Below are 24,018 nucleotides of genomic sequence, written 5' to 3'. Positions count from 1 at the left end.
GGACCTTCACGTTGTAGTCCACGACACGCTTGACGGGTACAAGGATTTTCATGAGAAAGCTCTTTCCTGGTTTTTGAAGTACGACTTACGCAAGAAGGAACAAGGCAAGCGGCTTGCCATGGGGCGCAGCACGTTGTCGCATCCTGTTTGCGTAAGCCCTGTGAAGATGGGCGGTCAGCGGGCCAGGCCGGCCAACCGCTCGTTGATCAGTGCATGGGCCTGGTCCATGATGCCGGAGATCAGCTGCTGGACCGTGGGCACGTCGTTGATCAGGCCGGCCACCATGCCACAGGACCAGACGCCTGCGTCCATGTCGCCGTCATGCATGATGCGCGGATAGACGCCGGCCACCTCGGGCGCGATGTCGGCAAAGGTGATGGCCGCGCCCAGCTCGCGCTCCTTTTGCAGCAGGCGCTCGGTGGCCGGGTTGGTCAGCACGCGCTCGGTGTTGCGCAGCGGGCGCATGACCAGGCGCGTGTCCAGCTCGCTGGCCGCGACGATGGCCTGCTTGACGTTGTCGTGCACGGGCGCTTCCTGCGTGGCGATGAAGCGCGTGCCCATGTTGATGCCCTCGGCGCCCAGCGCCAGCGCAGCCACCAGCGAGCGGCCGTCGGCCATGCCGCCCGAGGCGACGAAGGGAATCTTGAGCTCTTCGGCCGCGCGCGGCAGCAGGATGAAATTGGGGATGTCGTCCTCGCCCGGATGGCCGCCGCATTCGAAGCCGTCCACGCTGATGGCGTCGCAGCCGATGGCCTCGGCCTTGAGCGCATGGCGCACCGAGGTGCACTTGTGGATGACCTTGATGCCGGCTTCCTTGAGCGCGGGCAGCCATTTCTGCGGGTTGTTGCCCGCCGTCTCCACGACCTTGACGCCGCCTTCGATGATGGCCTTGACGTAGCCCGGGTAGTCGGGCGGGTTGACCGAGGGCAGGAAGGTCAGGTTGACGCCGAAGGGCTTGTCCGTCATCTCGCGGCAGCGCGCGATCTCGCGCGCCAGCAGCTCGGGCGTGCGCTGGGTCAGGCCCGTGATCAGCCCCAGGCCGCCCGCGTTGGAGACGGCGGCGGCCAGCTCGGCCAGGCCCACATGGTGCATGCCGCCCTGGATGATGGGATGCTCGATGCCAAAGAGTTCGGTGATGCGTGTCTTCATGTCGATGTCACTCCACTGCAATGCCCTTGTCGCGGATCAGCTGGCCCCAGCGCGTGTAGTCCTGCTGGATGCGCTGGCCCAGTTGGGCGGGGTTCTGGTAGGCGGCGATGGCGCCTGCGTTGAGCAGCTTTTCCTGGATGTCCTTGTCGGCCAGGATCTGCTGCACTTCGCTGGCGATGCGGTCAACCACGGCCTTGGGCGTACCCTTGGGCGCCAGCAGTCCGCCCCAGGAGACGGCGTCGTAGCCCTTGATGCCCTGCTCGGCAATGGTCTTGGTGTCGGGCAGCATGGCCACGCGCTGGGGCGATCCCACGGCGATGGCGCGCAGCTTGCCGGCCTGGATGTGGGGCAGCGCGGCCACGAGGTCGGCATACATGATGGGCACCTGGCCGCCGATGGTGTCGGTGATGGCGGGCACGCCGCCCTTGTAGGGCACGTGCTGCATGTCGAAGCCGGCCATCTGCTTGAGCAGCTCCATGCTCAGGTGGCCGAAGCTGCCGGCGCCCGAGCTGGTGTAGTTGAGCGCGACCTTCTGCGCCTTGGCGTGGGCGATCAGGCTCTTGAGGTCGGTGACATCGGGCAGCAGCGTGGGATTGACCACGATGACGATGGGCAGGTCATAGACCGTGGCCACGGGCGTGAAGTCCTTGACGGTGTCGTAGCCGGCCTTCTTGTACAGGTGCGGCGCCAGCAGCGTGGGCGTGGCCAGCATCATCAGCGTGTAGCCGTCGGCCGGGCTCTTGGCGACCTGCACGGCCGCGATGGAGCCGGAGGCGCCAGGGCGGTTTTCCACCACCACGGTCTGCTTGAGACGCTCGCCCAGCTTCTGGCCCACGATGCGCGATGCCGTGTCGGTGGGGCCGCCCGCCGGGAAGGGCACGACCAGCCGCAGCATCTTGCTGGGCCAGCCGGTCTCGGCCAGGGCGCCGCCGGCCAGGCCGGCCAGCAGCGGGGCTGCGGCCAGGGCCAGAACGCTGCGCCGCGTGGGGCGTGCCGGGGATGCGGGATTGCGCGTGTACATGAAGTCTCCTCTCAAAGCTGTCTCAGCAGTCGTCGGTGGCGGCCCGCTACTGCGGGCCAGAAAAATCAATCAAGCTTTGCGCCAGCTTCCTCCACCAGCGCCTTCCAGATCGGCATGTCGCGCTGGTAGTTCTCGCGGAAGGCCTGCGGGCTGTTCATCAGCGGCATGAAGCCTGCGCCCACGGTGCGCTCCAGCACCTTGGGGTCCTTGGCGATTTCGCGCAGGTGGCCGTAGAGCTGGTCCACGATCTCCTTGGGCACGCCGGCCGGTGCGCCCATGGCCACCCAGCCGTAGATGGCGTAGGCGTCGTCGGTGACGCCCTGCTCATGGATGGTGGGCAGCTTGGGCAGGATTTCCATGCGCTCCTTGCCGGTGACGCCGATGGCCTTGAGCTTGCCCGAGTCGATGAAGGGCTTGGTGTTGAGCGCGCTGGAAAAGCACATCTGCAGCTGGCCGCCGATCAGCTCCTGGATCATGGGCGCCTCGCCCTTGTAGGCGGCATGGGTCATGTCGGCGTCCATGGTCTTGCTCATGTAGGCACCGGCCAGGTGGGCATACGAGCCCACGCCCCAGGAGCCGTACGAGAGCTTGCCCTTGTTGGCCTTCACGTAGGCCAGCAGCTCCTTCATGTTGTTGGCCGGCACCGAGGGATGGACCACCAGGGTGACGGGCGCCGCCGCGATCTGGGTGACCAGGGCGATGTCCTTTTGCGGGTTGTAGGGCAGCTTGGTGTAGAGGAACTGGTTGATCAGCATGGAGGTGCTGAGCGAGACCAGCAGGGTGTGGCCATCGGCGGGCGCCTTGACCACGGCGTCCGTGCCCAGGATGCCGGCCGCACCCGCGCGGTTGTCGATGACCACGGGCTGGCCCACGCGCTTGGCCAGGGCCTCGCCGATGGTGCGCGCAATGATGTCGGTGGCGCCGCCCGCGTTGAAGGGCACGACCACGCGGATGGGCTTGGTAGGCCAAGCTGCCGGCTTGCCGGCCTGTGCGAGGGCGCTGGTGGCGCCCGTGGCCAGCAGGCTGGTGCCGCCGATGGCGGCCAGCCCTTGAAGAATGTCGCGGCGTGTGACTTGGTTGCTCATGGTTTTGTCTCCTGGGTATTGCTGTCTATGGGTGCCGTCTTGGTGCGGCATGCAAACCTGGCGGGTCGGGAGCCGGGCATCAATGGCCCCCGTGGAATCAGTCGCGTGATCGGTCCTCTTATCCCTGTTGCGCGGGGGTCTCGGGCAGGGTCAGCACGCCCTTGGACTGCAGCTGCTGCAGCTGCTCGTCGCTCATGCTCAGCAGCCGGTGCAGCACCTCGCGCGTGCCCTCGCCCAGCGTGGGCGGTGCATGGCGGATGGGCAGGCGCTGGCCATCCAGGCGGTAGGGCGGCGCGAACACGGGCGTGGTGCCGACCACGGGGTGGGGCATGTCACGCAGCAGGCCGCCACGGCGCGTGCGCTCGCTGGTCAGGGCCTCGTGCAGGCCGGCCACGCGGCCGCAGGGGATGCCGGCGGCCGTCAGGCGCTCCAGCAGCAGATCGCGCGGGAAGGAGCGGATCAGTTCCTTGAGCATGGGGCCCAGCTCCAGGCGGTTCTTGGCGCGGTTGACGTTGGTGGAGAAACGCTCGTCCTCGACGATGTCGGGGCGCATCACCACCTGGCGGCAGAACTTGTCGAACTGGGCGTTGTTGCCCACGGCGATGATCAGCGGGCCGTCGGCCGCCTCGTACATGCCGTAGGGAACGATGGAGGGGTGGGCATTGCCGTAGCGCTCGGGGTCGTGGCCGAGCTGCATGGCATCCAGGCCGTAGTAGCCGGTGATCATGATGCCGCTGTCGTACAGCGCCATCTCGATGAGGCGGCCCTTGCCCGTGCGCTCGCGGCGGAACAGCGCGGCCAGGATGGCCTGGGCCGCGTACATGCCGGTCATGAGGTCGACCACGGCCACGCCGAACTTGAGCGGCGGCGTGCCGGCCTCGCCGTTGAGCGCCATGAGGCCGGCCTCGCCCTGGATGACCAGGTCGTAGCCGGGACGCTTGGCCTCGGGGCCGCTGCTGTCATAGCCGGCCACGGCGCAGTAGATGATGCCGGGCTTGATGGCCTTGAGCTGTTCGTAGCCCAGGCCCAGCTTCTCGGCGCCGCCGGTCTTGAAGTTGTGGATGACCACGTCGAACTGGGGCAGCAGGTCGTGGACGATCTTCACGCCCTCGGGGGTCTGCAGGTCCAGCGTGATGGACCGCTTGTTGCGGTTCATGCTGTTGTAGTAGGTGGTCTCGGTCTTGCCGATGCGCAGGCCCCAATCGCGCGTGTCGTCGCCGCGGCCCGGGTGCTCGACCTTGACCACTTCGGCGCCGAAGTCGGCAAGCACCATGCCGCACAGCGGCCCCGCGAACACGCGCGAGAGGTCGAGCACGCGCACACCCTCCAGCGGGAAGTCGATGTCCTGGTTCTGATCGTTGTGGCTGTCGGCCATGTGCGTTGTCTCCTTGGAAAGTCTTTTAGGTCTTGAGCGGTTTCAGCCGCGCAGCTTGGTGAAGTCAGCAGCGCGCTTTTCGAGGAAGGCGCCAATGCCTTCGCGCGATTCCTCGCTCTCCTGCGAGCGCACCATGTACTGCGCCTCCAGCTCCAGCTGCTCTTCCAGCGTGTTGCGCGGCGCCTGGCGGCACAGGTCCTTGATCAGGGCCATGGCCTGGTCGGGGCCGGTGGCCACCTGGGCGGCCAGCGCCACGGCGTCGGCCTGGGCCTGGCCCGGTTCGGACAGGCGGTTGACGGGGCCCAGGGCATGCAGGCGCTCGCCGCTGATGCGCTCGCCGGTCAGGCACAGCTCGGTCAGCACCTGGCGCGAGACGAACTCGGCCAGGAAGGCGGTGGCGCCGCCATCGGGCGTGAGGCCGACCTTGACGTAGGCGACCGAGAACACGGCGTTCTTCGCCGCCACCAGCATGTCGCAGGCCAGGGCCAGCGACAGGCCCGCGCCGGCCGCCGCGCCTTCGACGGCGGCGATCACGGGCTTGGGAAAGTCGCGCACGCTGCGGATCAGGTCATGCAGGCCTTCGAGCTTGGCGCGTCGCTCCTGCACCGGCAGCTCGCGGCGCTTGGCCAGCTGGCGCAGGTCGCCGCCCGCGCAGAAGTGGCCGCCCTCGCCCGTGAGCACCACGGCGCCCACGGTGGGGTCGGTCGCCGCGCTCTTGAGCGCCGCCGAGACGGCCGCGTAGAACTCGGGCGACAGCGCATTGCGCGCGGCCACGTTGTTGTTGGACAGCACCAGCACGGCGCCTTCGCGGCGGGTCAGCAGGACTTGGTTCGCTTCGGTCATGGCGGCTTTCCTTGGCTCAGTGTTGCGAGCCGAGTGCGATGTAACGCGACAGATGGTGGTCCTCGTCGCCGAACTGGTGGTCGATCATGACCAGGCGCTTGGCGTAGTGGGCCAGGGGCAGCTCCCAGGTCATGCCGATGCCGCCATGCATCTGGATGCTTTCCTCGGCCACCAGGGTGCCGATGCGGCCGATGCTGTACTTGGCGGCCGACAGGGCCTTCTCGCGCGCCACGCGGTCTTCGTCCGCAATGGCGGCGGCCGCGTTGATCACGGCCGAGCGCGCCTGCTCCACTTCCAGCAGCAGGTCGGCCATGCGGTGCTGCAGGGCCTGGAAGCTGCCGATGGGCACGCCGAACTGCTTGCGCGTGCGCAGGTACTCCAGCGTCTGGTCCTTGGCCACGTCCATGGCGCCCACGGCCTCGGCGGTCAGCGCCAGCACGGCGTAGCCGCTGACACGTTCCAGCAGGGACAGGCCCCGGCCTTCTTCGCCCAGCAGGGCGTCTGCGCCGACCTGCACCTTGTCCAGCACCAGCTCGGCCGCGCGGCCGCCCTCGATGCGGTTGTAGCCGCGCTTGGCGATGCCTGCGGCATTGCCGGGGACCAGGAACAGGCTGATGCCGGCCTCGTCGTACTGGCTGCCCGAGGTGCGGGCCGAGACCAGCAGCAGGTCGGCCTTCTCGCCAAAAGCGACCACGCCCTTGGCGCCGTTCAGCACCCAGCCGTCGCCGCTGCGCACGGCCGTGGTGGCGACGTTGTTGAGCTCGTAGTGGCTGCCGGGCTCGTCATGGGCCAGGGCAGCGATGGACGTGCCGCCGATGATGGCTGCCAGTTGTTCCTTTTGCGCATCGCTGCCAGCCGCGATCAGGGCCTGGCCCACGACCAGGGCGCCCAGCAGCGGCTCGGCCACCAGGCCGCGGCCCAGGCATTCGAAGACCACGCTGATGTCGAAGCCATGGCCGCCGAAGCCGCCAGCGTCTTCCGGGAACAGCGCGCCGATGGCGCCGATGTCCGCGAACTGCCCGTACAGCAGCGGGCTGTGGCCTTCCTCGCCATAGGCGACGTGGTTGCGCGCCTCGATGGCGTACTGCTCGGAGACGAAGCGGTTGAGGCTGTCCGCCAGCATGCGGCGGTCTTCGGTGTGTTCGAAGTTCATATTCCGTTTTCCTTGCCGGATCAGAGGCCGAGGATCATCTTGGAGATGATGTTCTTCTGGATTTCGTTGGAGCCGCCGAAGATCGACAGCTTGCGGTAGTTGAAGTACGCGGCGGCGGCCGTGGCGGCAGCCGCGTCGCCGATGGCAGGCTGGTCGTAGCCGGCCTGCAGGGCCTCTTCGATGAAGGGCGCGGCGTAGGGTCCCATGGCGCGGCGCACCAGAGACAGGATTTCCTGGCGGATCTCGGTGCCGCGGATCTTGAGCATGGAGCTTTCGGCGCCCGGCACGCCGCCGCCGGCCACGGCGGCGATCACGCGCAGGTTGGTGGTCTTCATGTTCTCCAGGTCGATCTCGACCTTGGCCAGGCGGGCCGCGAACAGCGGGTCCTGCGTCAGCGACTTGCCGTTGCGCAGCATGCGGCCGGCGACGGCCTTGAGCTTTTCCAGGCCGGCCACCGAGAAGCCCACGCCCGCGATGTTGGTGCGCTCGTAGGTCAGCAGGTACTTGGCGTAGGTCCAGCCCTTGTTCTCCTCGCCGACCAGGTTCTCCACGGGCACCTTGACGTCGGTGAAGAAGACTTCGTTGACCTCGTGCTCGCCATCCAGCGTGATGATGGGGCGCACTTCCACGCCGGGCGAGTTCATGTCCACCAGCAGGAAGCTGATGCCCTGCTGCGCCTTGGCCTCGCGGTTGGTGCGCACCAGGCAGAAGATCATGTTGGCGTGCTGGCCCAGCGTGGTCCAGGTCTTCTGGCCGTTGACGATGTAGTGATCTCCATCGCGCACGGCAGACGTCTTGACCGAGGCCAGGTCCGATCCCGAACCCGGCTCCGAATAGCCCTGGCACCACCAGTCGGCGCCATTGAGGATGCGCGGCAGCCAGTGGGCCTTCTGCGCCTCGTTGCCGTACTTGATCAGGACGGGGCCCAGCATGCTCAGCCCGAAGGGCACGATGCGCGGCGTGCCCGCCAGTGCGCATTCATGCTCGAAGATGAATTTCTGCACCGCGCTCCAGCCCGGGCCGCCGTGCTGCTCGGGCCAGTGGTTGGCCAGCCAGCCGCGCTCGTTGAGGATGGCGTGCCAGCGCTCCATGTCCTGCTTGCTCAGTTGCAGGCCGTTCTTGACCTTGTGCGACAGGTCCTCGGGCAGCTTGTCCTTGAGGAAGCCGCGAACCTCGTCGCGGAAGGCCAGTTCTTCAGTCGTAAATTGCAAATCCATTGCTATTCCCCAGTAATCCGTGGCGTTGTAAGCCGTTTGCAGCCCTGAAATTGGCGTGCCCTAAGCGAGGGACGCCGAGCAAGGGCCGCCCCGCAGCAAGGGCGTCGTTCCCCTCCCGCGAAGCGAGAGAGGGGGAAGCGGCGCCAGCCGCTCAGGGGGTGCTTATTCAATAAATTTCGAACAGGCCTGCGGCGCCCATGCCACCTGCGATGCACATGGTGACCACGCCCCACTTGGCCTTGCGGCGCCGGCCTTCCAGCAGGATGTGGCCCGCCAGGCGCGCACCCGTCATGCCGAAGGGGTGGCCGATGGAGATGGCGCCGCCGTTGACGTTCAGGCGCTCGTTGGGAATGCCCAGCTTGCGCTGGCAGTACAGGGCCTGGGAGGCGAAGGCCTCGTTGAGTTCCCACAGGTCGATGTCCTCGACCTTGAGGCCGTGGCGCGCCAGCAGCTTGGGGACCGCGAAGACGGGGCCGATGCCCATTTCGTCAGGCTCGCAGCCGGCCACGGCAAAGCCGCGGAAGGCGCCCAGCGGGGACAGGCCCAGGCGCTCGGCCTGCCTGGCTTCCATCAGCACGCAGGCCGACGATCCATCGGACAGCTGCGAGGCATTGCCGGCCGTGATGAACTGGTCCGGGCCCTTGACGGGTTCCAGCTTGGCCAGGCCCTCCAACGTGGTGGAGGCGCGGTTGCAGTTGTCCTTGGTGGCGACCACGTCGCGGTAGGTGATCTCGCCCGTGTCCTTGTTCTTCTCGGCCATGCGCGTGGCGCAGGCAATGATTTCGTCCTTGAACAGGTCGGCGGCCTGGGCGGCGGCCGTGCGCTGCTGGCTTTGCAGCGAGAAGGCGTCCTGGTCCTCGCGGCTGATGCCGTAGCGGCGCGCCACGATGTCGGCCGTGTCGATCATGGCCATGTACAGCGCGGGCTTGTGCTCGACCAGCCAGGGGTCCATGTCGGTGGGCAGGTTGTTGCCGGGGCGGATGCCCGAGATGGTCTCGATGCCGCCGGCCAGCATGGCGTCCACGCCCTCGGCCACGATGCGGCCCGCCGCGATGGCGATGGACTGCAGGCCCGAGGCGCAAAAGCGCGTGATGGTCGTGCCCGCGATGGACAGGGGCAGCTCGGCGCGCAGCACGGTCTGGCGGCCCAGGTTGCGGCCCTGGAAGCCGTCGGGGTTGCCGCAGCCCAGGATCAGGTCCTCGATCATGGCCGGGTCGATGCCCGAGCGCTCGACCGCGGCCTTGACCGAGAAGGCCGCCAGCTGGGCGGCGGGCGTGACGTTGAACTCGCCGCGGTGCGACTTGGTCAGGGGCGTGCGGGCAGTGGAAACGATGACGGCTTCGCGCATGGTCGGTCCTTGCTTGTCTCTGAAAAATTGTTGTGGTTGTGCACGGCCCTGCCCGCTCTGCGTTGGACGGAGCGGGTCAAGGGCATGGCGGGGAAACGCGGGGGCGGCCTACGCCGCCTTGTTCAAGCTTTCGAAATCGCGGCCTTCGGCGACCAGCTTTTCGAGCAGGGGAGCGGGCTTCCAGAACAGCGCGTCTTCCTTGGCGAATTCGCGGATGTCGGCCAGCACCTTGTCCAGACCTTGCATGTCGGCCCACTTCATGGGGCCGCCACGAAAGCGCGGGAAGCCGTAGCCGGACAGGAAGGTCACGTCCACGTCCAGCGGGCGCAGGGCAATGCCCTCCTCCACCACCTTGGCACCTTCGTTGACCATGGCGGCCATGTAGCGGCGCATGATTTCCTCAGGGGTGAACTTGCGCGGCGTCACGCCCTTCTTGGCGCGCTCGGCATCGACGATGGCCAGCACTTCGGGGTCGGGCTGGCCGACGCGCGCGCCCTGCGGGTAGAGGTAGAAGCCACGGCCCGTCTTCTGGCCGAACCAGCCGCGCTCGCAGACGCGGTCGGCCACTTCGACGTAGCGGGCCTTGGGATCGCGCGTGGCCGCGCGCCGCTTGCGCGTGGCCCAGCCGATGTCGCCGCCGGCCAGGTCGGTGACCTGGAACGGGCCCATCGGGTAGCCGAAGCCGCGCACGGCCTCGTCGATCTCGTAGGGGCTGGCGCCGTCTTCCATGATGTAGTCGGCAGCCTGCTTGTAGACGGCCAGGATGCGGTTGCCGATGAAGCCGTCGCAGACGCCGGCGCGCACAGGCACCTTCTTCATGCGCTTGGCCAGCTCGAAGGCCGTGGTCACCACGTCGGGCGCCACCTTGGCGGGCACCACGATCTCCAGCAGCTTCATGATGTTGGCGGGGCTGAAGAAGTGCAGGCCGATCACGTCCTGCGGCCGCGCGGTGGCGGCGGCAATAGCGTCGATGTCCAGGTAGGAGGTATTGGTGGCCAGCACGGCGCCGGGCTTGCAGACGCGGTCCAGTTCCTTGAACACGGCCTTCTTGACTTCGAGGTCCTCGAACACGGCCTCGATCACCAGGTCCACATCCTTGATGTCGTCATAGGAGGTGCTAGGCGTGTAGCGCGCCATGACGGCGGCCTTGGCCTCCTCGGTCATGCGGCCCTTGGCGATCAGGCCGTTGTAGACCTTCTCCACATTGGCCTGGCCGCGCGCGATGGACTCGGCGTCGCGCTCGATCATGGTCACCGTGAGGCCCGCGTCCAGCGCGGACACCGTGATGCCGGCGCCCATGGTGCCGCCGCCGATGACGGCGATCTTGGCAAAGTGGCGCGGCGCAGCGGCCTTGGCTTCGGGAATCTTGGCGGTTTCGCGCTCGGCGAAGAAGGCGTGGATCAGGCCGGCGCGCTGCGGGCTGTTCAGGCATTCCACGAACAGGGCGCGCTCCTTGGCGATGCCTTCGTCGAAGGGCAGCTCCACGGCGGCGCGCACGCATTCCACGATCTTCAGCGGCGAGAACAGGCCGCGGCTCTTCTTGGCGGTGTCGGCGGCCAGCGCGTCGAGTTCGGCCAGGGCGGCGGCCTTGTCGGCAATCTCGATGTCACGCGTGCGGCGCGGCGCGGTATTGGTTGCCAGCAGCTCGTTGGCGTAGGCCAGGCCTGCGGCCGTGGCGTCGGTGCCGTCCACCAGCTTGTCCACCAGGCCGGCTGCGAGCGCGGCCTTGGCCGACAGGTGCTTGCCGCTGAGCATGAGGTCGGCGGCCGCCTTCACGCCCATCAGGCGCGGTGCGCGCTGCGTGCCGCCGGCGCCGGGCAGCAGGCCCAGGTTGACTTCGGGCAGGCCGAGCTTGGCAGCCGGCAAAGCCAGGCGGTAGTGGGCCGACATGGCCACTTCCAGGCCGCCGCCCAGGGCCGGGCCGTGGATGGCGGCGACCACGATCTTGTCGGAGGCTTCAAGGCGATTGAGCACCTCGGGCAGCGAGGGCGGCATGGCGGGCTTGCCGAATTCGCGGATGTCGGCACCGGCGATGAAGGCCTTGCCCTCACCCACGATGAGCACGGCCTTGACGGCGGCATCCGATTCGGCCTGCTCCACGGCGGCCAGCAGGCCGGCGCGCACGGCCTGGCCCAGGGCATTCACGGGGGGGTTGTTGATGCTGACCACCAGCACGGCACCATCAAGGCGGGTCTGGACCACGGAAGCCTGGGCTTGTTCGCTCATCTGTATGTCTCCGAACTTGGGTTTTCCACTCAAAACATCCATTCTTGCTACGACAATGGTTCTTTACAATCCCATGAATGATTGACAGACTGTAAAAACGTATTTGACAACCCCCTGAGCGGCTTACGCCGCTTCCCCCTCTCTACCCGCTTCGCGGGGGAGGGGGACGACACCCTCGGTGCGGGACGGCCCTTCCTCGGTGTCCCTCGCTTTGGGTTGCGCCAGTTTTATGCCCTCTGCTCTTGCGCTCGATCTCGCTGTTTTGCTTGGTGAACTGAATGGATCTGAACTCGCTGACCCTGCTGGTGGAAATCATCGATAGCGGCAATCTGAGCCAGGCGGCGCGCAAGCTGAAGATGACGCGGGCCAATGTGAGCTATCACCTGACGCAGCTGGAAAAATCGGTGGGGGTACAGCTGGTGCGGCGCACCACGCGGCGCGTGGAGCCGACCGAGGTGGGGATGCGGATGTACGAGCATGGCCGCGCGATCCAGAACGAGATGATGTCGGCGCGCGAGACGATCACGTCGCTGGGCCAGGGGATGGCAGGCCGCGTGGGGCTGAGCGTGCCCAGCGGCTATGGGCAGATCGTGATGAGCGACTGGCTGATCGAGTTCAAGCGGCTGTATCCGGGCATCGTGCTGGATGTGCTGTTCGAGAACCGCGCCGACCATTTGCGCGACGAGGTGGACATCGCCATCCGCGTGATCCAGGAGCCGCCGCTGTCGGTGATTGCGCGCAGCCTGGGCAATGTGCACTACGTGGCCTGCGCCTCACGCGAGTATGCGCAGCAGCACGGCCTGCCCACCACGCTGTACGAGCTGCGCAACAGCCCGCTGATCACGGCCGGAGTGATGGGCCGCCAGCTGCGCCTGTCGGCCTACCAGGGCACGGACCGCCAGGAGGTGCTGCTGGCGCCGACCATGATCTCCGAGCACTTCCCATTCCTGCGCCAGGGCATTCTGGCGGGCCTGGGCGTGGGCCTGGTGCCCGACTACGTGGTGCAGGACAAGGTGGCCAGCGGCGAGGTGGTACTGACCCTGCAGGAGTACCGACTGAGCATCTTTGGCACCCACATGTACCTGCTGTACCTGCCTGACCGTCATCAGACGCGGGCCGTGCGCACCTGCATCGACTTCCTGCTGGCCAAGGCCGGCCAGGGTGGCAGCGGCAGCGGCGACGCTGCCGCCACCTGAATCAGCGGCGGTACCAGCCGCCCGGGCGCTGGTACCAGCCACGCGGGCCATGGTCCCAGCCGTGTGGACGCCAGCCATAGCCGGGGTGCGGCGGCGCGGCCCAGTAACCCGGGCGCCAGGCATAGCGCCCCCCACCCCAGCCCCAGGAGCCGCCGATCCAGACATGGACGGGCGAGGGAGCGACCGGAATGACCTCGGTCTGCAGCGGCGGCGGCGCCATGGGCGCGTAGACCACCTCGCCCGAAGGACCTACGGGATAGGCAGGCGCCACCACGCAGCCGGTCAATGCCACGGTGGCGGCAGCCAGGACCAGGGCCGGAACCAGGCGACGGCCCGGCGTTTGAATCGATACAGACTTCACGATGCACTCCTGGCCGCGCTTAGTGCGGCCATGCAGATACAACGAAAAAGCCCCTGCCGGTTGTTGACAGGGGCTTGTGAAGCCTGGGTAAAGATCAAGTCTGGCTGTACGTGAGGTTGAGACGGGCCCTACATCCAAGGGTTCAAGACGCGCACTCCATGAACATGGAACGGCTCGAAATCCTTGATGTTGCGAGTGACCACGCACAAGCCATGCACCTTCGCCGTGGCCGCGATCAGGCTGTCGGCCAGCGGCCGCGGCGCAGGCACGTGATAGGCCGCGTTTTCCATGGCAACCATCGCATCCACTGGCAGCACTCGCCCCTGAAAGGCCGTGAACACGCGTTCCACCAGCCAGCGGCGCAGCACCTGCCCGGCAATCGGGTCTTGCCGGGCTTTCAACTGCACGCCTTTCTCCAGCTCCATCAGCGTGATCGCGCTGATGAAAAGGGACTCGGCCGCGACCGATTGCGCCCAAGCCACAACGCCATCGTTCGCGCGGCCCGACGATGCCTTGCGCAGTTCGGACACGATGTTGGAGTCCACGAGATACATCAGGACAGGTCCACGGCGCGCGGCAAATCCTTCGTCCGCTCAATGTCGAAATCGATATCGGCGGCCTCGGGCATGGCCAGCAATTGAAGAATGTTCCGGGTCTGCCCCGACAGTTCACGGAATTTCTCAATGCTCATCAGCACGTGGGCAGGTTGCCCCCGGTCCAGGATGTAGACCACGTCATCACCGCTGGCCGCTTTCTTGGCAGCGGAAACATGCTGGTTGAATTCACGGCTGCTGAAGGTCGAAATCTGCATGACGCACCTCCGTCAAAGAAAATGCTTGTACGTTACTACATTCGCAAAAATGTAGCACCGGACAAGCATTTCTGATGGGGCTTCGGGAAGCGGAGCCCCGTCGATGACCGGGCCCCACTGGGCAGGCTCCAGCGTGTCGAACCTGATCCTGAATCAGAGGTTCTGCGCGTTCTGCAGCGCGGCTATGCGCTCTTCGATCGGCGGGTGGGTCGAGAACAGCTTGCCGATGCCGCCGGCAATGCCCATGGCGGCCACGCTCTTGGGCAGCTCGCCGGGGTGCATGCCGCCCAGGCGGGCCAGGGCATTCATCATGGGCTGCTTGCGGCCCATGAGCTGGGCAGCGCCCGCGTCGGCGCGGAATTCGCGCTGGCGCGAGAACCAGGCCACGATGATGGCGGCCAGGAAGCCCAGCACGATGTCCAGCACGATGGTGGTCACGTAGTAGCCGATGCCGGGGCCCGAGCTGCTTTCGTCGTTCTTGCGCAGGAAGCTGTCCACGGCATAGCCGATGACGCGCGACAGGAAGACCACGAAGGTGTTCATCACGCCCTGGATCAGGGTCATGGTCACCATGTCGCCGTTGGCGATGTGGGCGACCTCGTGGCCGATCACGGCCTCCACCTCTTCGCGCGTCATGCCTTCCAGCAGGCCCGTGGACACGGCCACCAGGGCCGAGTTCTTGAAGGCGCCGGTGGCGAAGGCATTGGGCTCGCCCTCGTAGATGCCGACTTCGGGCATGCCGATGCCGGCACGGTCGGCGAAGCCGCGCACGGTGTTGACGATCCAGGCCTCATCGGCGTTGCGCGGCTCGTTGATCACGTGCACGCCCGAGCTCCACTTGGCCAGCGGCTTGGAGATCAGCAGCGAGATGATGGCGCCGCCAAAGCCCATGATGAAGGCGAAGCCCAGCAGGGCCCCGAGGTTCAGGCCATTGGAAGTCAGGAAGCGGTTGACGCCCAGCAGGCTGGCGACGATGCCCAGCACCACCACGACGGCGACGTTGGTCAAAAGAAAAAGTGCGATGCGTTTCATCAGTGGGTTCTCCACAAAGTGGGGAAAGGGGGAAGGATCTGGGCCCTACAGCGTTGAAAAGTGAGGGCCCCACCGGCTGTTTTCAAGCCGGGTCCTGCGCCGTTGCCATTCCTTGTTGTGATGCTTGTGCGGAACGGGGCGCCCGGAACACGAGAGAGTCATCATAGAAGGAAAAGTTCTCGTTCTCGTGGCACCAGCCGGGCACGCCCAGCACGGGCAAGGGTGCAAAAGGCTTGCACGCCAGGGTGTCGGCCTCAAGCCAGATGCTGCCGGCCAGCCAGGTGTCGATGTCCGCCGTGGCGGGGCCTGCCGTGGCGCCTGCACCATCCGTGTGCACGCACAGCACATGGGCCGTGATGGGCTTGCGCGGCTGCACCAGCTTTTCCAGCAGCGCATGGCCTATGGGCAGCAGCCTGGCCTGGCGCCACAGCGCGCGCCGCTCCACGAAGAGCTGGTGCCAGCGCCGGTGCCTCAGCGCCTCGCACAGCGCGGCCGGCGCCAGCAGCAGGGCGCCGTTCTCGTCCAGCACGGTGACGGCATCGCGCAGCGGCCCGCGCTGCGCGCCCACGCCCGCCTGGGCAATGGCACGGGCCTGCAGGGCGTTGCAGCGCTGCTTGAGCGCGGGCCAGCGCAACCAGATCAGGCCGTTGAAGAAGTCATGCAGGTTGTCGCGCGTGGGAATGCAGCGCGTCTCGAAGATGAATTGCTCGTAGGCCTTGCCTTCGGGCAGATCGTGCTGGGGCACAAAGCGCAAGGGCAGCGCCTGTGCGTCGGCCAGTGACTGCAAGGCCTGCCAGACCGGCCGGCCCTGCTCCACCTGCAGGCAGGCCGCCCTGCCCTCCGTTTGCAGCCCCTGCAGCCAGGGCGCATTCCAGTCGATGGGAAACGTCAATTGCCGGACGGCCTGGACTGAGCCTTGGCCAGGCGCTTGTCGCGCACGGCCACGCGCGAGGTGCCCTCGTCGCGCATCTCGAACGCCTGCGTGGCCGCCAGCAGCTTGGTGAGCGTGGCGTAGCCGTAGTTGCGCGCATCGAACGAGGCCTTGTTGCCGATCTGCGCGCCCACGGCGCCCACATGGGCCCAGCCGCTTTCGTCCTGCGTGGCGTTGACGGCGCTGCGCAGCATGGCCAGCAGCCGCTTGTCCTGGCGCAGTTCCTGGCTGGGAACGCGCAGACAGGGACGCTGGGGCTGGGCTTGGGGTTCTGCCGAGGGTTCGTTCTCGGCCTGGGCCGGCGCACGCTCCTTTCCAGCGCCGTTCGGCGGCTGGGGAGCGGTAGCCACTGCGGCTGCAGCCACGGGCGGCACCGCCGCCTGGCCCGCCTCATGCGCGGCGTCCTGGCCATTGCCATTGGCTGGCGCCGCCTCGCCCAGCGCCTCCAGGTACAGGAAGCGCGAGCAGGCATTGACGAAGGGCTGGGGCGTCTGCGCCATGCCGAAGCCGTAGACGGCCGCGCCCTTGGAGCGCAGGTGCATGACCAGCGGGGTGAAGTCGGCGTCGGAAGAGACGATGCCGAAGGCGTCTGGCCGCTCGGTGTAGAGCAGCTCCATGGCGTCCACGGTCATCGCCATGTCGGTGGCGTTCTTGTGCTTGGAGTAGTCGAACTGCTGCATGGGCCGCAGTGCGAAATCGAGCAGCTTGCGCTGCCAGCCGCTGAGCGAATGCTTGGTCCAGTTGCCGTAGGCGCGGCGGATGTCGATGACGCCGAAGGTCGACAGCTCGGTCAGGATCTCGTCGATCATCTCGGCCGGCGCGTTGTCGGCGTCGATCAGCAGGGCGATGCGCGGTTGTTTGTCGTTCATGGAGATGCGCTGTGAAGAGAAAACATCCTGACTCAGCCAATGTAGCGAACGCTTTGGGGAGTCGTTGCAAGATCCACTTCAAAGCTGGCGGGAAATCTATCCAAGATCTTGAGGGCCGAATGGGGTGGCGCCAGCATGCCCTTCATGCGCAAACGACTCGCCACACTGGACAACGAAAAACGTTGTTTTCCATCCAGCAGCTCAGGGACATGGAAAAGTACGTCTGCAGTCGAAACCTTCAGGTAAGCGCACGCCCACAGAGCCGATCGCAACACATGCAACTCCTGTCGCAAAGGTGTGGCTGCTACACGTGGTTGCCTGGGCCCATCAACATCACGCACGGGCGCTGCTGCCTGCTTTTTATGGACAGCAACGCCTGCCTTCACACCGATAGGCCTCGCGACATACCGAATCGCATTGGGCTGAGAGGCTGGCATCAATTGAAAATGGGGTGCAAGTTTCGCAGCCCATGATTTCGGCTTCTCGGATTGCCCGATCAGTCCTTCCCGACGCAGCAAGGGGATGGCCAGGGACAGGGAAAGAGGTTGACCGCCTCGCAATGCCGGGCACGCCTTCAGTACGGAAGAAACCAAAGCCGGGCGCGATGGCTCGACAGGTTGGGACTTGCCCGACGAAGGTAGCCGGGGCACCGCAAGCTTCGGTATTGGCAGCGACGTAGCGGCCTGCGCCGACGAAAGTGCCAGTAATTTATATGGTGCTATGCACTCCGCGAGGGCCGGCACCCTTTCAGGGGTGACTGAAACAGGCGCCAACACAGGCGGCCTCTCGAAGCGGACCACTTTGTCGTAGTAAAGCTGCGCCCCGTTAAAAAGTGTCTGAGTCACCGCAAAACACCAAACTTCGCAGCCTCTGGCACGCAGCCGTACAGCCAGGGGGGCGAAATCCGCATCGCCGGACGCAATAGCAAAAAAACGCACGCCATCGCGGCAGCAAAGCTCTACCGCGTCAACCATCAGGCTGGCATCGGTAGTGTTCTTGTCCAGCGGCAAGGTGGGCGCCATCTCGGCCCCCAGGCGTGCCCACAGGTCCACTCTGGACTGGAGCTTCGCCGTACTGCCATAGACTCGAATGACGGGTAGGCGACCGCAGCGATGCTTGACCTGTTCGCGCACCGCCTCCAACCACACCTCATCTTGCAGATTGTCTGCATCAATGAGGATGGCTGCGGGTGCGGTTGGCTGCATCAAGCCAGTTTATGCGGCCACCAGCTTCCAGGGCAAGGCTTCGCCCGAGCGCAGCGGCTTCAGTTGCGCCTCGCCGAAGGCGAAGCTGTCCGGCGGCGTCCAGCTTTCGCGCACCAGGGTGACCTTGCCGGTGTTGCGCGGCAGGCTGTAGAAGTCCGGGCCGTTGAAGCTGGCGAAGGCTTCTAGCTTGTCCAGCGCGCCGGCATTGTCGAAGGCCTCGGCATACATCTCGATGGCGGCATGGGCGCTGTAGCAGCCGGCGCAGCCCGTGGCGTGTTCCTTGAGATGGGCCGCGTGCGGCGCGCTGTCCGTGCCCAGGAAGAACTTGGGCAGGCCGCTGGTGGCTGCCTCCACCAGGGCCAGGCGGTGCGTCTCGCGCTTGAGCACGGGCAGGCAGTAGTAGTGGGGACGGATGCCGCCCGTGAAGATGGCGTTGCGGTTGAACAGCAGATGCTGGGGCGTAATGGTGGCGCCCACGAAGCGGTCGGCCTCGGTCACGTACTGGGCGGCTTCGCGCGTGGTGATGTGTTCGAAGACGATCTTGAGTTCGGGGAAGTCGCGGCGCAGCGGGATCAGGTGCTGGTCGATGAAGGCGGCCTCGCGGTCGAACAGGTCGATGTCGCTGCTGGTGACTTCGCCGTGCACCAGCAGCAGCAGGCCTTCGCGCTGCATGGCTTGCAGCGTGGGGTAGATCTTGCGCAGGTCGGTGACGCCGTGGTCGCTGTTGGTGGTAGCGCCAGCCGGGTAGAGCTTGCAGGCCACGACGCCGGCCGCCTTGGCGCGCACGATTTCCTCGGGCGGCAGGTTGTCGGTGAGGTACAGCGTCATCAGCGGCTCGAAGGCCATGCCTTCGGGCACGGCCGAGAGGATGCGCTGCTTGTACTCCAGCGCCTGCTCGGCGGTGGTCACCGGCGGCTTGAGGTTGGGCATGATGATGGCGCGCGCAAACTGCGCGGCCGTATGGGGCACCACGCTGCGCATGGCTTCGCCATCGCGCACGTGCAGGTGCCAGTCATCGGGACGGGTGATCGTGAGGGTGTCGGTGGAGGCGGTCATGGTGCGCTATTGTCCCATTGCCGGGCCGGCTGCGGCCGCGCGCCCCAGGCCGGCAAGATCGACCAGCGTCAGCCGGCCATAGGCGGCCTGCAGCAGGCCGCGCTGCTCCAGCAGGCGCAGCTCCTTGTTGATGGTCTGGCGCGAGACCGACAGCATGGCGGCCAGGTCGCTCTGCGAGATGCGCAGCACCACGCCCTGCCCGTCGGGCGCGGGCTGGCCATGCGTGGGGGCCAGCCGCGCCAGCAGTTCGGCCACGCGGTTGTCGATGTTGCTGAAGGCGTGGCGCTGCTGGACGACGATCAGCTCGTGCATGCGTGCCAGCACCAGCAGGCAGATGTCTTTCCACAGCGGCGGATGGGCATCGAGCAGGGCCAGGAAGGACTCGCCGGGAATCTCCACCAACACCGTGGGCTGGTGCGCGTGGTAGTCGTAGACGAATTGCGTGTGCTCCAGCAGCCGCGCCAGGCCGACGATGTCGCCCGCGCTGTGCATGGACAGCACGAAGCGCGAGCCCGTGGCGTCCACGCCGCCCACTTCCACGCAGCCCGAAGCCACCACCAGCACCTCGCGCCGCTTGGGGTCGGCGGCGCGCACCTGCTGGTGGCGCTCGTAGCGGCCCAGGCGGGACAGCGCCGTCAGCTCATCCAGCACCTCGGGCGGCCAGTTGCGCAGCATGCGGCACAGGCCCAGGGCGCGGCGGATCAGCGCCGAAGGGTCGGCCACGGGAGCAGGCTTGGAGCGCATGGTTCTCTCACGATGTCGAAGGCCCCGGGTTAGTCCGGTGCCCATGTACCGCCATTTGTCAATGGCTTGACAGAGTGCATCCCCTGTCGCTCGGGATAGTAGCAAGCAAGCCACCGGGCAAAGCATCCGGGGCGCTACCAAGGAGACAAGTTCGTGAAGCACAAGCATTGGCTGGCCGCCGGCGGCATGGCGGCCCTGGGCACGTCCGCGTGGGCCCAGAGCAGCGTGGAGATGTTCGGCATCGTCGACGTCCACATCAACAGCGCAAGATCGGGCGCCACGCGCCTGAGCCGGCTGGAGGACGGGGGCAGCGCGGCATCACGCATCGGCTTTCGCGGCAGCGAGGACCTGGGCGGCGGCCTGCGCGCCCAGTTCATGCTGGAGGCCGGCGTGGCGCCGGACACGGGCCTGGGCACCATTCCCGGCCCGGGCCTGGCCTTCACGCGGCAGGCCTGGGTGGGACTGAACAGCGGCTGGGGCGCCGTGGAGATGGGCCGCATGTACACGCCCATGTTCGGCGCGCTGTTCCGCGCCGATCCGCTGGGCATGAACGCGCTGTTTTCCTCGCTGAACCTGGTGTCGGCCACCGATGCCCAGGCCGGCCTGCGGCCGTTTGCGGCGCGGGCCAACAACCTGGTGCGCTACCGCACGCCGGCAGGCCAGCCCTGGCTGGCGGACCTGGCCTATTCCTTTGGCGAAGTGGCTTCACCGAACAGCAGCAACGGCCGCCTCTACGGCGCCACGCTGGGCTGGAACCAGAAGCCCTGGTTCCTGGCATACAGCTTCCAGAAGTCCGTGGAAGGCAGCGCCGCCGCACCCGTGGCCGCGCCCGCCACCAGCCAGTACCAGGCACTGTCGGCCAGCTGGGAAGCCCTGGACGGCCTGCGCCTGACGGGCAACTACGTCATCAACCGCGTGGACCGTGCAGGCACACCCAAGGCGAAGCTGGCCCAGCTGGGCGCCGATTGGAGCGTGGATGCGCGCTCCAAGCTGCTGGTCTCGGTGGCGCGGCGCGAGGTGGGTGGTACGGACCGCGCCCAGAACACCTGGACGCTGGGCTACGACTACGCGCTGAGCAAGCGCACCGTGCTCTACGCGCGCTGGCTGCAGCTGGGCAACGCGGCCAATGCCTCGGCCGCCATTGCCAACGTGCCGGTGGCCGCCAACAGCGGCGACGGCGTGCGGTCCCTGGCGCTGGGTGTGCGCCACAACTTCTGAGGGACACACATGACCGACAGCCATTGCTTCGACACTTCCCGGCTCGACGCGCTGTTCGCGCCGCGCTCCATCGCCGTGGTCGGCGCCTCGGACCAGGCCAGCAAGATCGGCGGCATTCCGCTGGACTACCTGCTGCGCTTCGGCTACGGCGGCGCGCTGTATGCGGTGAACCCGCGCGCCAGCCACGTGCAGGGCCTGCCCGCGCACGAGCGGCTGGCCGCCATCGGCGCGCCGGTGGACCTGGCCATCGTCGCCGTGCCGCAATCGCAGGTGGCCGGCGTGCTGGAGGATGCGGCCGCCGCGCGCGTGCAGTCCATGGTGCTGTTTTCCTCGGGCTATGCCGAGACCGGCTCCGACGGCACGGCCGCCCAGCAGGCACTGGCGCGGCGCGCGCAGGAGGCGGGCATACGCCTCATCGGCCCGAACTGCCTGGGCTTCATGCGCCCCGGCCACCAGGTCTACGCCACGTTCTCGCCCGCGCCGGGCGGCGGGCTGGTGCGGCCCGGGCGCATCGGCATGGTCAGCCAGTCTGGCGCCTTCGGTGCCTATGCCTACAGCCTGGCGCGCGAGCGCGGGCTGGGCCTGTCGCTGTGGGCCACCACGGGCAACGAGGCCGATGTGCAACTGGCCGACGGCCTGGCCTGGCTGGCCCAGGACCCCGAGACCGACGTGATCATGGCCTACATGGAGGGCTGCCGCGACGGCCCCCGGCTGCGCGCGGCCCTGGCCCTGGCGCAGGAGCGCGGCAAGCCCGTGGTCATGTGCAAGGTGGGCACCAGCGCCCTGGGCGCGGCCGCCGCCGCATCACACACGGCCTCGCTGGCGGGCAATGATGCCGTCTATGACGCGGTGTTCCGCCGCTACGGCGTGCTGCGCGCGCATTCCATCACGGACTTCTTCGCGCTGGCGGCCAGTGCCTCCATCGCGCGGGCGCCCAAGGGGCGGTCCATCGGACTGTTCACGGTCTCGGGCGGCGTGGGCGCCATGATGGCCGACGATGCCAGCGCAGCCGGCCTGGACGTGGCACCGCTGTCCGATGCGGCCCAGCGCCAGCTGCGCGAATGGGTGCCGTTTGCCGCGCCGCGCAACCCCGTGGACATCACGGGTCAGGTCACCAACGACATGACGCTGCTGGAGCGCAGCGCCCGCCTGATGCTGGCCGACCGGCAGTTCGACAGCTGGCTGGGCTTCTTCGCGGCAGGAGGCCTGTCCGACGCCTTCTGGCCCGTGCTGCAAAGCCTGGTGCAGACGCTGCGCGCCCACCATCCCGATACCCTGCTGGCCGTCAGCACGCTGTGCCCGCCCGAGCGCCGCGATGCGCTGGAGGCGCTGGGCTGCCTGGTGTTCGCCGACCCGGGCGCGGCCATACGCTGCATTGGCGCGCTGGCCCGCCTGCATGAAACACCGCAGGCGCTGCCCGCGATGGCCGATGCAGGCAGCGCGCTGTACCTGCCGGCGGGCACGCTGTCGGAGCAGCGCAGCATGGCCCTGCTGGCCGAGGCCGGCGTGCCCGTGGTGCCGCACCGGCTGGTGCGCACGGCAACCGAGGCAGCGCAGGCCGTGCAGGCCGTGCAGGAGATGGGCGGACGCATTGCGCTCAAGGTCTGCAGCGATGCCATCGCCCACAAGTCCGACGTGGGCGGCGTGGCACTGAACCTGGCGGATGCGGCCGGCGCCCAGGCCGCCTTCGACCGCATCCTGGCCAATGCGCGCCAGGCTCGGCCCGATGCGCGCATCGACGGCGCGCTGGCCGCCCCCATGGTGCAGGGCGGAGTGGAGTGCATCGCCGGCGTGCACCGCGACCCGGTATTCGGCCCGGTGCTGATGTTCGGGCTGGGCGGCATCCATGCCGAGATCCTGCGCGATGTCTCGCTGCGCCTGCTGCCCATCACGCGCGACGACGCGCTGGCCATGGTGCGCAAGCTGCGGGCCTTTGCCGTGCTGGACGGCGCGCGCGGCCGCCCCCGCGTGGACCTGGACAGCATTGCCGACACGCTGTACGCCCTGGCCGGCTTTGCGCAGCGCGCAGGCGCCACGCTGGAAAGCGCCGAGATCAATCCCCTGATCGCCCGCCCGCGCGAGGACGGCGGCTGCGTGGCCGTCGATGCGCTGGTCATCGGCAGGGAGGCTGCATGAAAGCCGACACCCACCCCATCGCCCGCCCGGAGGCCTCCATGAACACACCCCTGCTGCGCACCGCCGCACTGACCTGCCTTGCCCTGGCCTGCAGCGCCGCGCTGGCCCAGGACGGCTATCCCTCTCGTCCCGTTCGCATCGTCGTGCAATACCAGGCCGGCGGCTCCACCGACACCGTGGCGCGCATCCTGGCCGAGGGCCTGGCCAAGCGCCTGGGTCAGCCCGTGGTGGTGGACAACCGCAGCGGCGCGGGCGGCATCATCGGCACCGAGCATGTGGCCAAGAGCGTGCCCGACGGCCACACCCTGCTGCTGACCGTGCCCGGGCCCATCACGGCCAACCTGGTGCTCTACAAGAAGCTGCCCTACGACCCGCGCACCGAGCTGCGCATGGTCTCGGACGTGGTCTCGCCCTCCATGGTGATGGCCGTCAACCCGGCCGTGCCGGCCAGGGACTTCAAGGGCCTGGTCGAGGCCGTGCGCCAGTCGCCGGGCAAGTACGCCATGGGTTCCTGGGGGGCGGGCACGCAACCGCACCAGGTCCAGGTCTTCATGGACAAGGCCTACGGCCTGCAGTCGCTGCACGTGGCCTACAAGGGCGAGGGGCCCATGTCCATCGACCTGATCAGCGGCGTGATCCAGATGACGCTGGGCTCGGCCGCCACGCTCAAGCCCTTCATCGACGCCGGCAAGCTGCGCGCCCTGGCCGTGGCAGGACCGCGCCGCAGCAAGGCCCTGCCCGATGTGCCCACCTTTGCCGAGCAGGGCTACCGCGAGCCCGTGTATGCCATCACGGGATCGATCTCGCTGATGGCGCCCGCGCGCACGCCCGACGCCATCGTCGAACGCCTGGGCCGCGAGGTCGCCGCCGTGATGCGCGAGCCCCAGGTGCGCCAGCGTGTCGAGGCGCTGGGCCTGGAGGCCCAGGGCAACAGCCCGGCCGAGGCCAGCGCCGCCTACGCCGCCTTCTTGCCCGTGGCGCTGGACCTGGCGCGCTCCACGGGCGTGACCCTCGACTGAACCTCTCATCCCCTGAATAAAAC

At 67.5% G+C, this 24,018-nt stretch carries 22 protein-coding genes; 4 read left to right on the top strand and 18 right to left on the bottom strand.

Features of this window, described 5'->3' with window-relative positions; all coding sequences use genetic code 11:
* Positions 1-174 precede the first annotated feature (174 nt).
* From KDK82_RS20610 to KDK82_RS20570, 9 genes are all read right to left on the bottom strand, one after another.
* Positions 175-1,149 (bottom strand): nitronate monooxygenase family protein, encoded by a 975-nt coding sequence (locus KDK82_RS20610; protein ID WP_012203331.1) that lies wholly within the window; start codon positions 1,147-1,149, stop codon positions 175-177.
* 7 nt (positions 1,150-1,156) lie between these two features.
* Positions 1,157-2,170, bottom strand: coding sequence for a tripartite tricarboxylate transporter substrate binding protein (locus KDK82_RS20605; protein WP_034390425.1), 1,014 nt, complete (start codon positions 2,168-2,170; stop codon positions 1,157-1,159).
* A gap of 65 nt (positions 2,171-2,235) precedes the next feature.
* Positions 2,236-3,255, bottom strand: coding sequence for a tripartite tricarboxylate transporter substrate binding protein (locus KDK82_RS20600; RefSeq protein ID WP_013804145.1), 1,020 nt, complete (start codon positions 3,253-3,255; stop codon positions 2,236-2,238).
* A gap of 118 nt (positions 3,256-3,373) precedes the next feature.
* Positions 3,374-4,630, bottom strand: coding sequence for a CaiB/BaiF CoA-transferase family protein (locus KDK82_RS20595; protein ID WP_043789948.1), 1,257 nt, complete (start codon positions 4,628-4,630; stop codon positions 3,374-3,376).
* A gap of 42 nt (positions 4,631-4,672) precedes the next feature.
* Positions 4,673-5,473 carry an oxepin-CoA hydrolase, alternative type gene (locus KDK82_RS20590; RefSeq protein WP_013804147.1) on the bottom strand — a complete coding sequence of 267 codons (801 nt, stop codon included), beginning with the start codon at positions 5,471-5,473 and terminating at the stop codon, positions 4,673-4,675.
* Positions 5,474-5,489: 16 nt separating this feature from the next.
* A complete protein-coding gene (locus tag KDK82_RS20585) occupies positions 5,490-6,626 on the bottom strand; it encodes an acyl-CoA dehydrogenase family protein (protein WP_088166066.1) in 1,137 nt (378 codons plus the stop codon).
* A 20-nt stretch (positions 6,627-6,646) separates the two neighbouring features.
* On the bottom strand, positions 6,647-7,843 hold the full coding sequence (locus KDK82_RS20580; protein WP_088166065.1) for an acyl-CoA dehydrogenase family protein: 1,197 nt from the start codon (positions 7,841-7,843) through the stop codon (positions 6,647-6,649).
* 166 nt (positions 7,844-8,009) lie between these two features.
* On the bottom strand, positions 8,010-9,191 hold the full coding sequence (locus KDK82_RS20575) for an acetyl-CoA C-acyltransferase (RefSeq protein ID WP_063327246.1): 1,182 nt from the start codon (positions 9,189-9,191) through the stop codon (positions 8,010-8,012).
* A gap of 108 nt (positions 9,192-9,299) precedes the next feature.
* Positions 9,300-11,417: a 3-hydroxyacyl-CoA dehydrogenase NAD-binding domain-containing protein gene (locus KDK82_RS20570; protein ID WP_088166064.1), complete on the bottom strand. Its 2,118-nt coding sequence runs from the start codon at positions 11,415-11,417 to the stop codon at positions 9,300-9,302.
* A gap of 278 nt (positions 11,418-11,695) precedes the next feature.
* On the opposite strand from KDK82_RS20570, the gene KDK82_RS20565 reads away from it, so the two are divergent.
* Complete coding sequence (locus KDK82_RS20565; RefSeq protein WP_012203322.1) at positions 11,696-12,613, top strand: LysR family transcriptional regulator; 918 nt, start codon at positions 11,696-11,698, stop codon at positions 12,611-12,613.
* Position 12,614: 1 nt separating this feature from the next.
* Here KDK82_RS20565 and KDK82_RS20560 read toward each other — a convergent pair whose 3' ends face one another.
* The 9 genes from KDK82_RS20560 to KDK82_RS20520 all read right to left on the bottom strand — a co-directional run bounded on the left by KDK82_RS20560 (position 12,615) and on the right by KDK82_RS20520 (position 19,622).
* Positions 12,615-12,974, bottom strand: coding sequence for a YXWGXW repeat-containing protein (locus KDK82_RS20560; protein ID WP_034398157.1), 360 nt, complete (start codon positions 12,972-12,974; stop codon positions 12,615-12,617).
* Between the two features lie 128 nt (positions 12,975-13,102).
* The gene (locus KDK82_RS20555) at positions 13,103-13,528 is read right to left on the bottom strand and encodes a type II toxin-antitoxin system VapC family toxin (protein WP_063327248.1); all 426 of its coding nucleotides are present in this window, start codon (positions 13,526-13,528) and stop codon (positions 13,103-13,105) included.
* Positions 13,528-13,785, bottom strand: a complete 258-nt coding sequence (locus KDK82_RS20550) for a type II toxin-antitoxin system Phd/YefM family antitoxin (RefSeq protein WP_012203319.1) — start codon at positions 13,783-13,785, stop codon at positions 13,528-13,530. Before KDK82_RS20550 ends, KDK82_RS20555 begins: the two co-directional genes overlap by 1 nt.
* A gap of 153 nt (positions 13,786-13,938) precedes the next feature.
* On the bottom strand, positions 13,939-14,817 hold the full coding sequence (htpX, locus tag KDK82_RS20545; protein ID WP_013804154.1) for a protease HtpX: 879 nt from the start codon (positions 14,815-14,817) through the stop codon (positions 13,939-13,941).
* An 82-nt stretch (positions 14,818-14,899) separates the two neighbouring features.
* Complete coding sequence (locus KDK82_RS20540; RefSeq protein WP_088166063.1) at positions 14,900-15,709, bottom strand: DUF3025 domain-containing protein; 810 nt, start codon at positions 15,707-15,709, stop codon at positions 14,900-14,902.
* On the bottom strand, positions 15,706-16,617 hold the full coding sequence (locus tag KDK82_RS20535) for an NYN domain-containing protein (protein WP_088166062.1): 912 nt from the start codon (positions 16,615-16,617) through the stop codon (positions 15,706-15,708). Before KDK82_RS20535 ends, KDK82_RS20540 begins: the two co-directional genes overlap by 4 nt.
* A 32-nt stretch (positions 16,618-16,649) precedes the next feature.
* Complete coding sequence (locus KDK82_RS20530; protein WP_088166061.1) at positions 16,650-17,822, bottom strand: NYN domain-containing protein; 1,173 nt, start codon at positions 17,820-17,822, stop codon at positions 16,650-16,652.
* A gap of 9 nt (positions 17,823-17,831) precedes the next feature.
* Complete coding sequence (gene pyrC / locus KDK82_RS20525) at positions 17,832-18,878, bottom strand: dihydroorotase (RefSeq protein ID WP_088166060.1); 1,047 nt, start codon at positions 18,876-18,878, stop codon at positions 17,832-17,834.
* A 6-nt stretch (positions 18,879-18,884) separates the two neighbouring features.
* Complete coding sequence (locus KDK82_RS20520; protein WP_047326171.1) at positions 18,885-19,622, bottom strand: Crp/Fnr family transcriptional regulator; 738 nt, start codon at positions 19,620-19,622, stop codon at positions 18,885-18,887.
* A gap of 153 nt (positions 19,623-19,775) precedes the next feature.
* Here KDK82_RS20520 and KDK82_RS20515 point away from each other — a divergent pair, with 153 nt between their 5' ends.
* The 3 genes from KDK82_RS20515 to KDK82_RS20505 are packed head-to-tail and all read left to right on the top strand — an operon-like array spanning position 19,776 to position 23,995.
* Positions 19,776-20,840 carry a porin gene (locus tag KDK82_RS20515; RefSeq protein WP_071954377.1) on the top strand — a complete coding sequence of 355 codons (1,065 nt, stop codon included), beginning with the start codon at positions 19,776-19,778 and terminating at the stop codon, positions 20,838-20,840.
* 9 nt (positions 20,841-20,849) lie between these two features.
* The gene (locus tag KDK82_RS20510; RefSeq protein ID WP_088166059.1) at positions 20,850-22,976 is read left to right on the top strand and encodes an acetate--CoA ligase family protein; all 2,127 of its coding nucleotides are present in this window, start codon (positions 20,850-20,852) and stop codon (positions 22,974-22,976) included.
* Positions 22,973-23,995 carry a tripartite tricarboxylate transporter substrate binding protein gene (locus KDK82_RS20505; protein ID WP_088166058.1) on the top strand — a complete coding sequence of 341 codons (1,023 nt, stop codon included), beginning with the start codon at positions 22,973-22,975 and terminating at the stop codon, positions 23,993-23,995. The genes KDK82_RS20510 and KDK82_RS20505 overlap by 4 nt, the downstream gene beginning before the upstream one ends.
* Positions 23,996-24,018 lie beyond the last annotated feature (23 nt).

The sequence above is a fragment of the Delftia sp. K82 genome (assembly GCF_002193035.1).
Lineage (GTDB): Bacteria > Pseudomonadota > Gammaproteobacteria > Burkholderiales > Burkholderiaceae_C > Comamonas > Comamonas acidovorans.
This window is presented reverse-complemented; position numbering and strand designations above follow the sequence as displayed.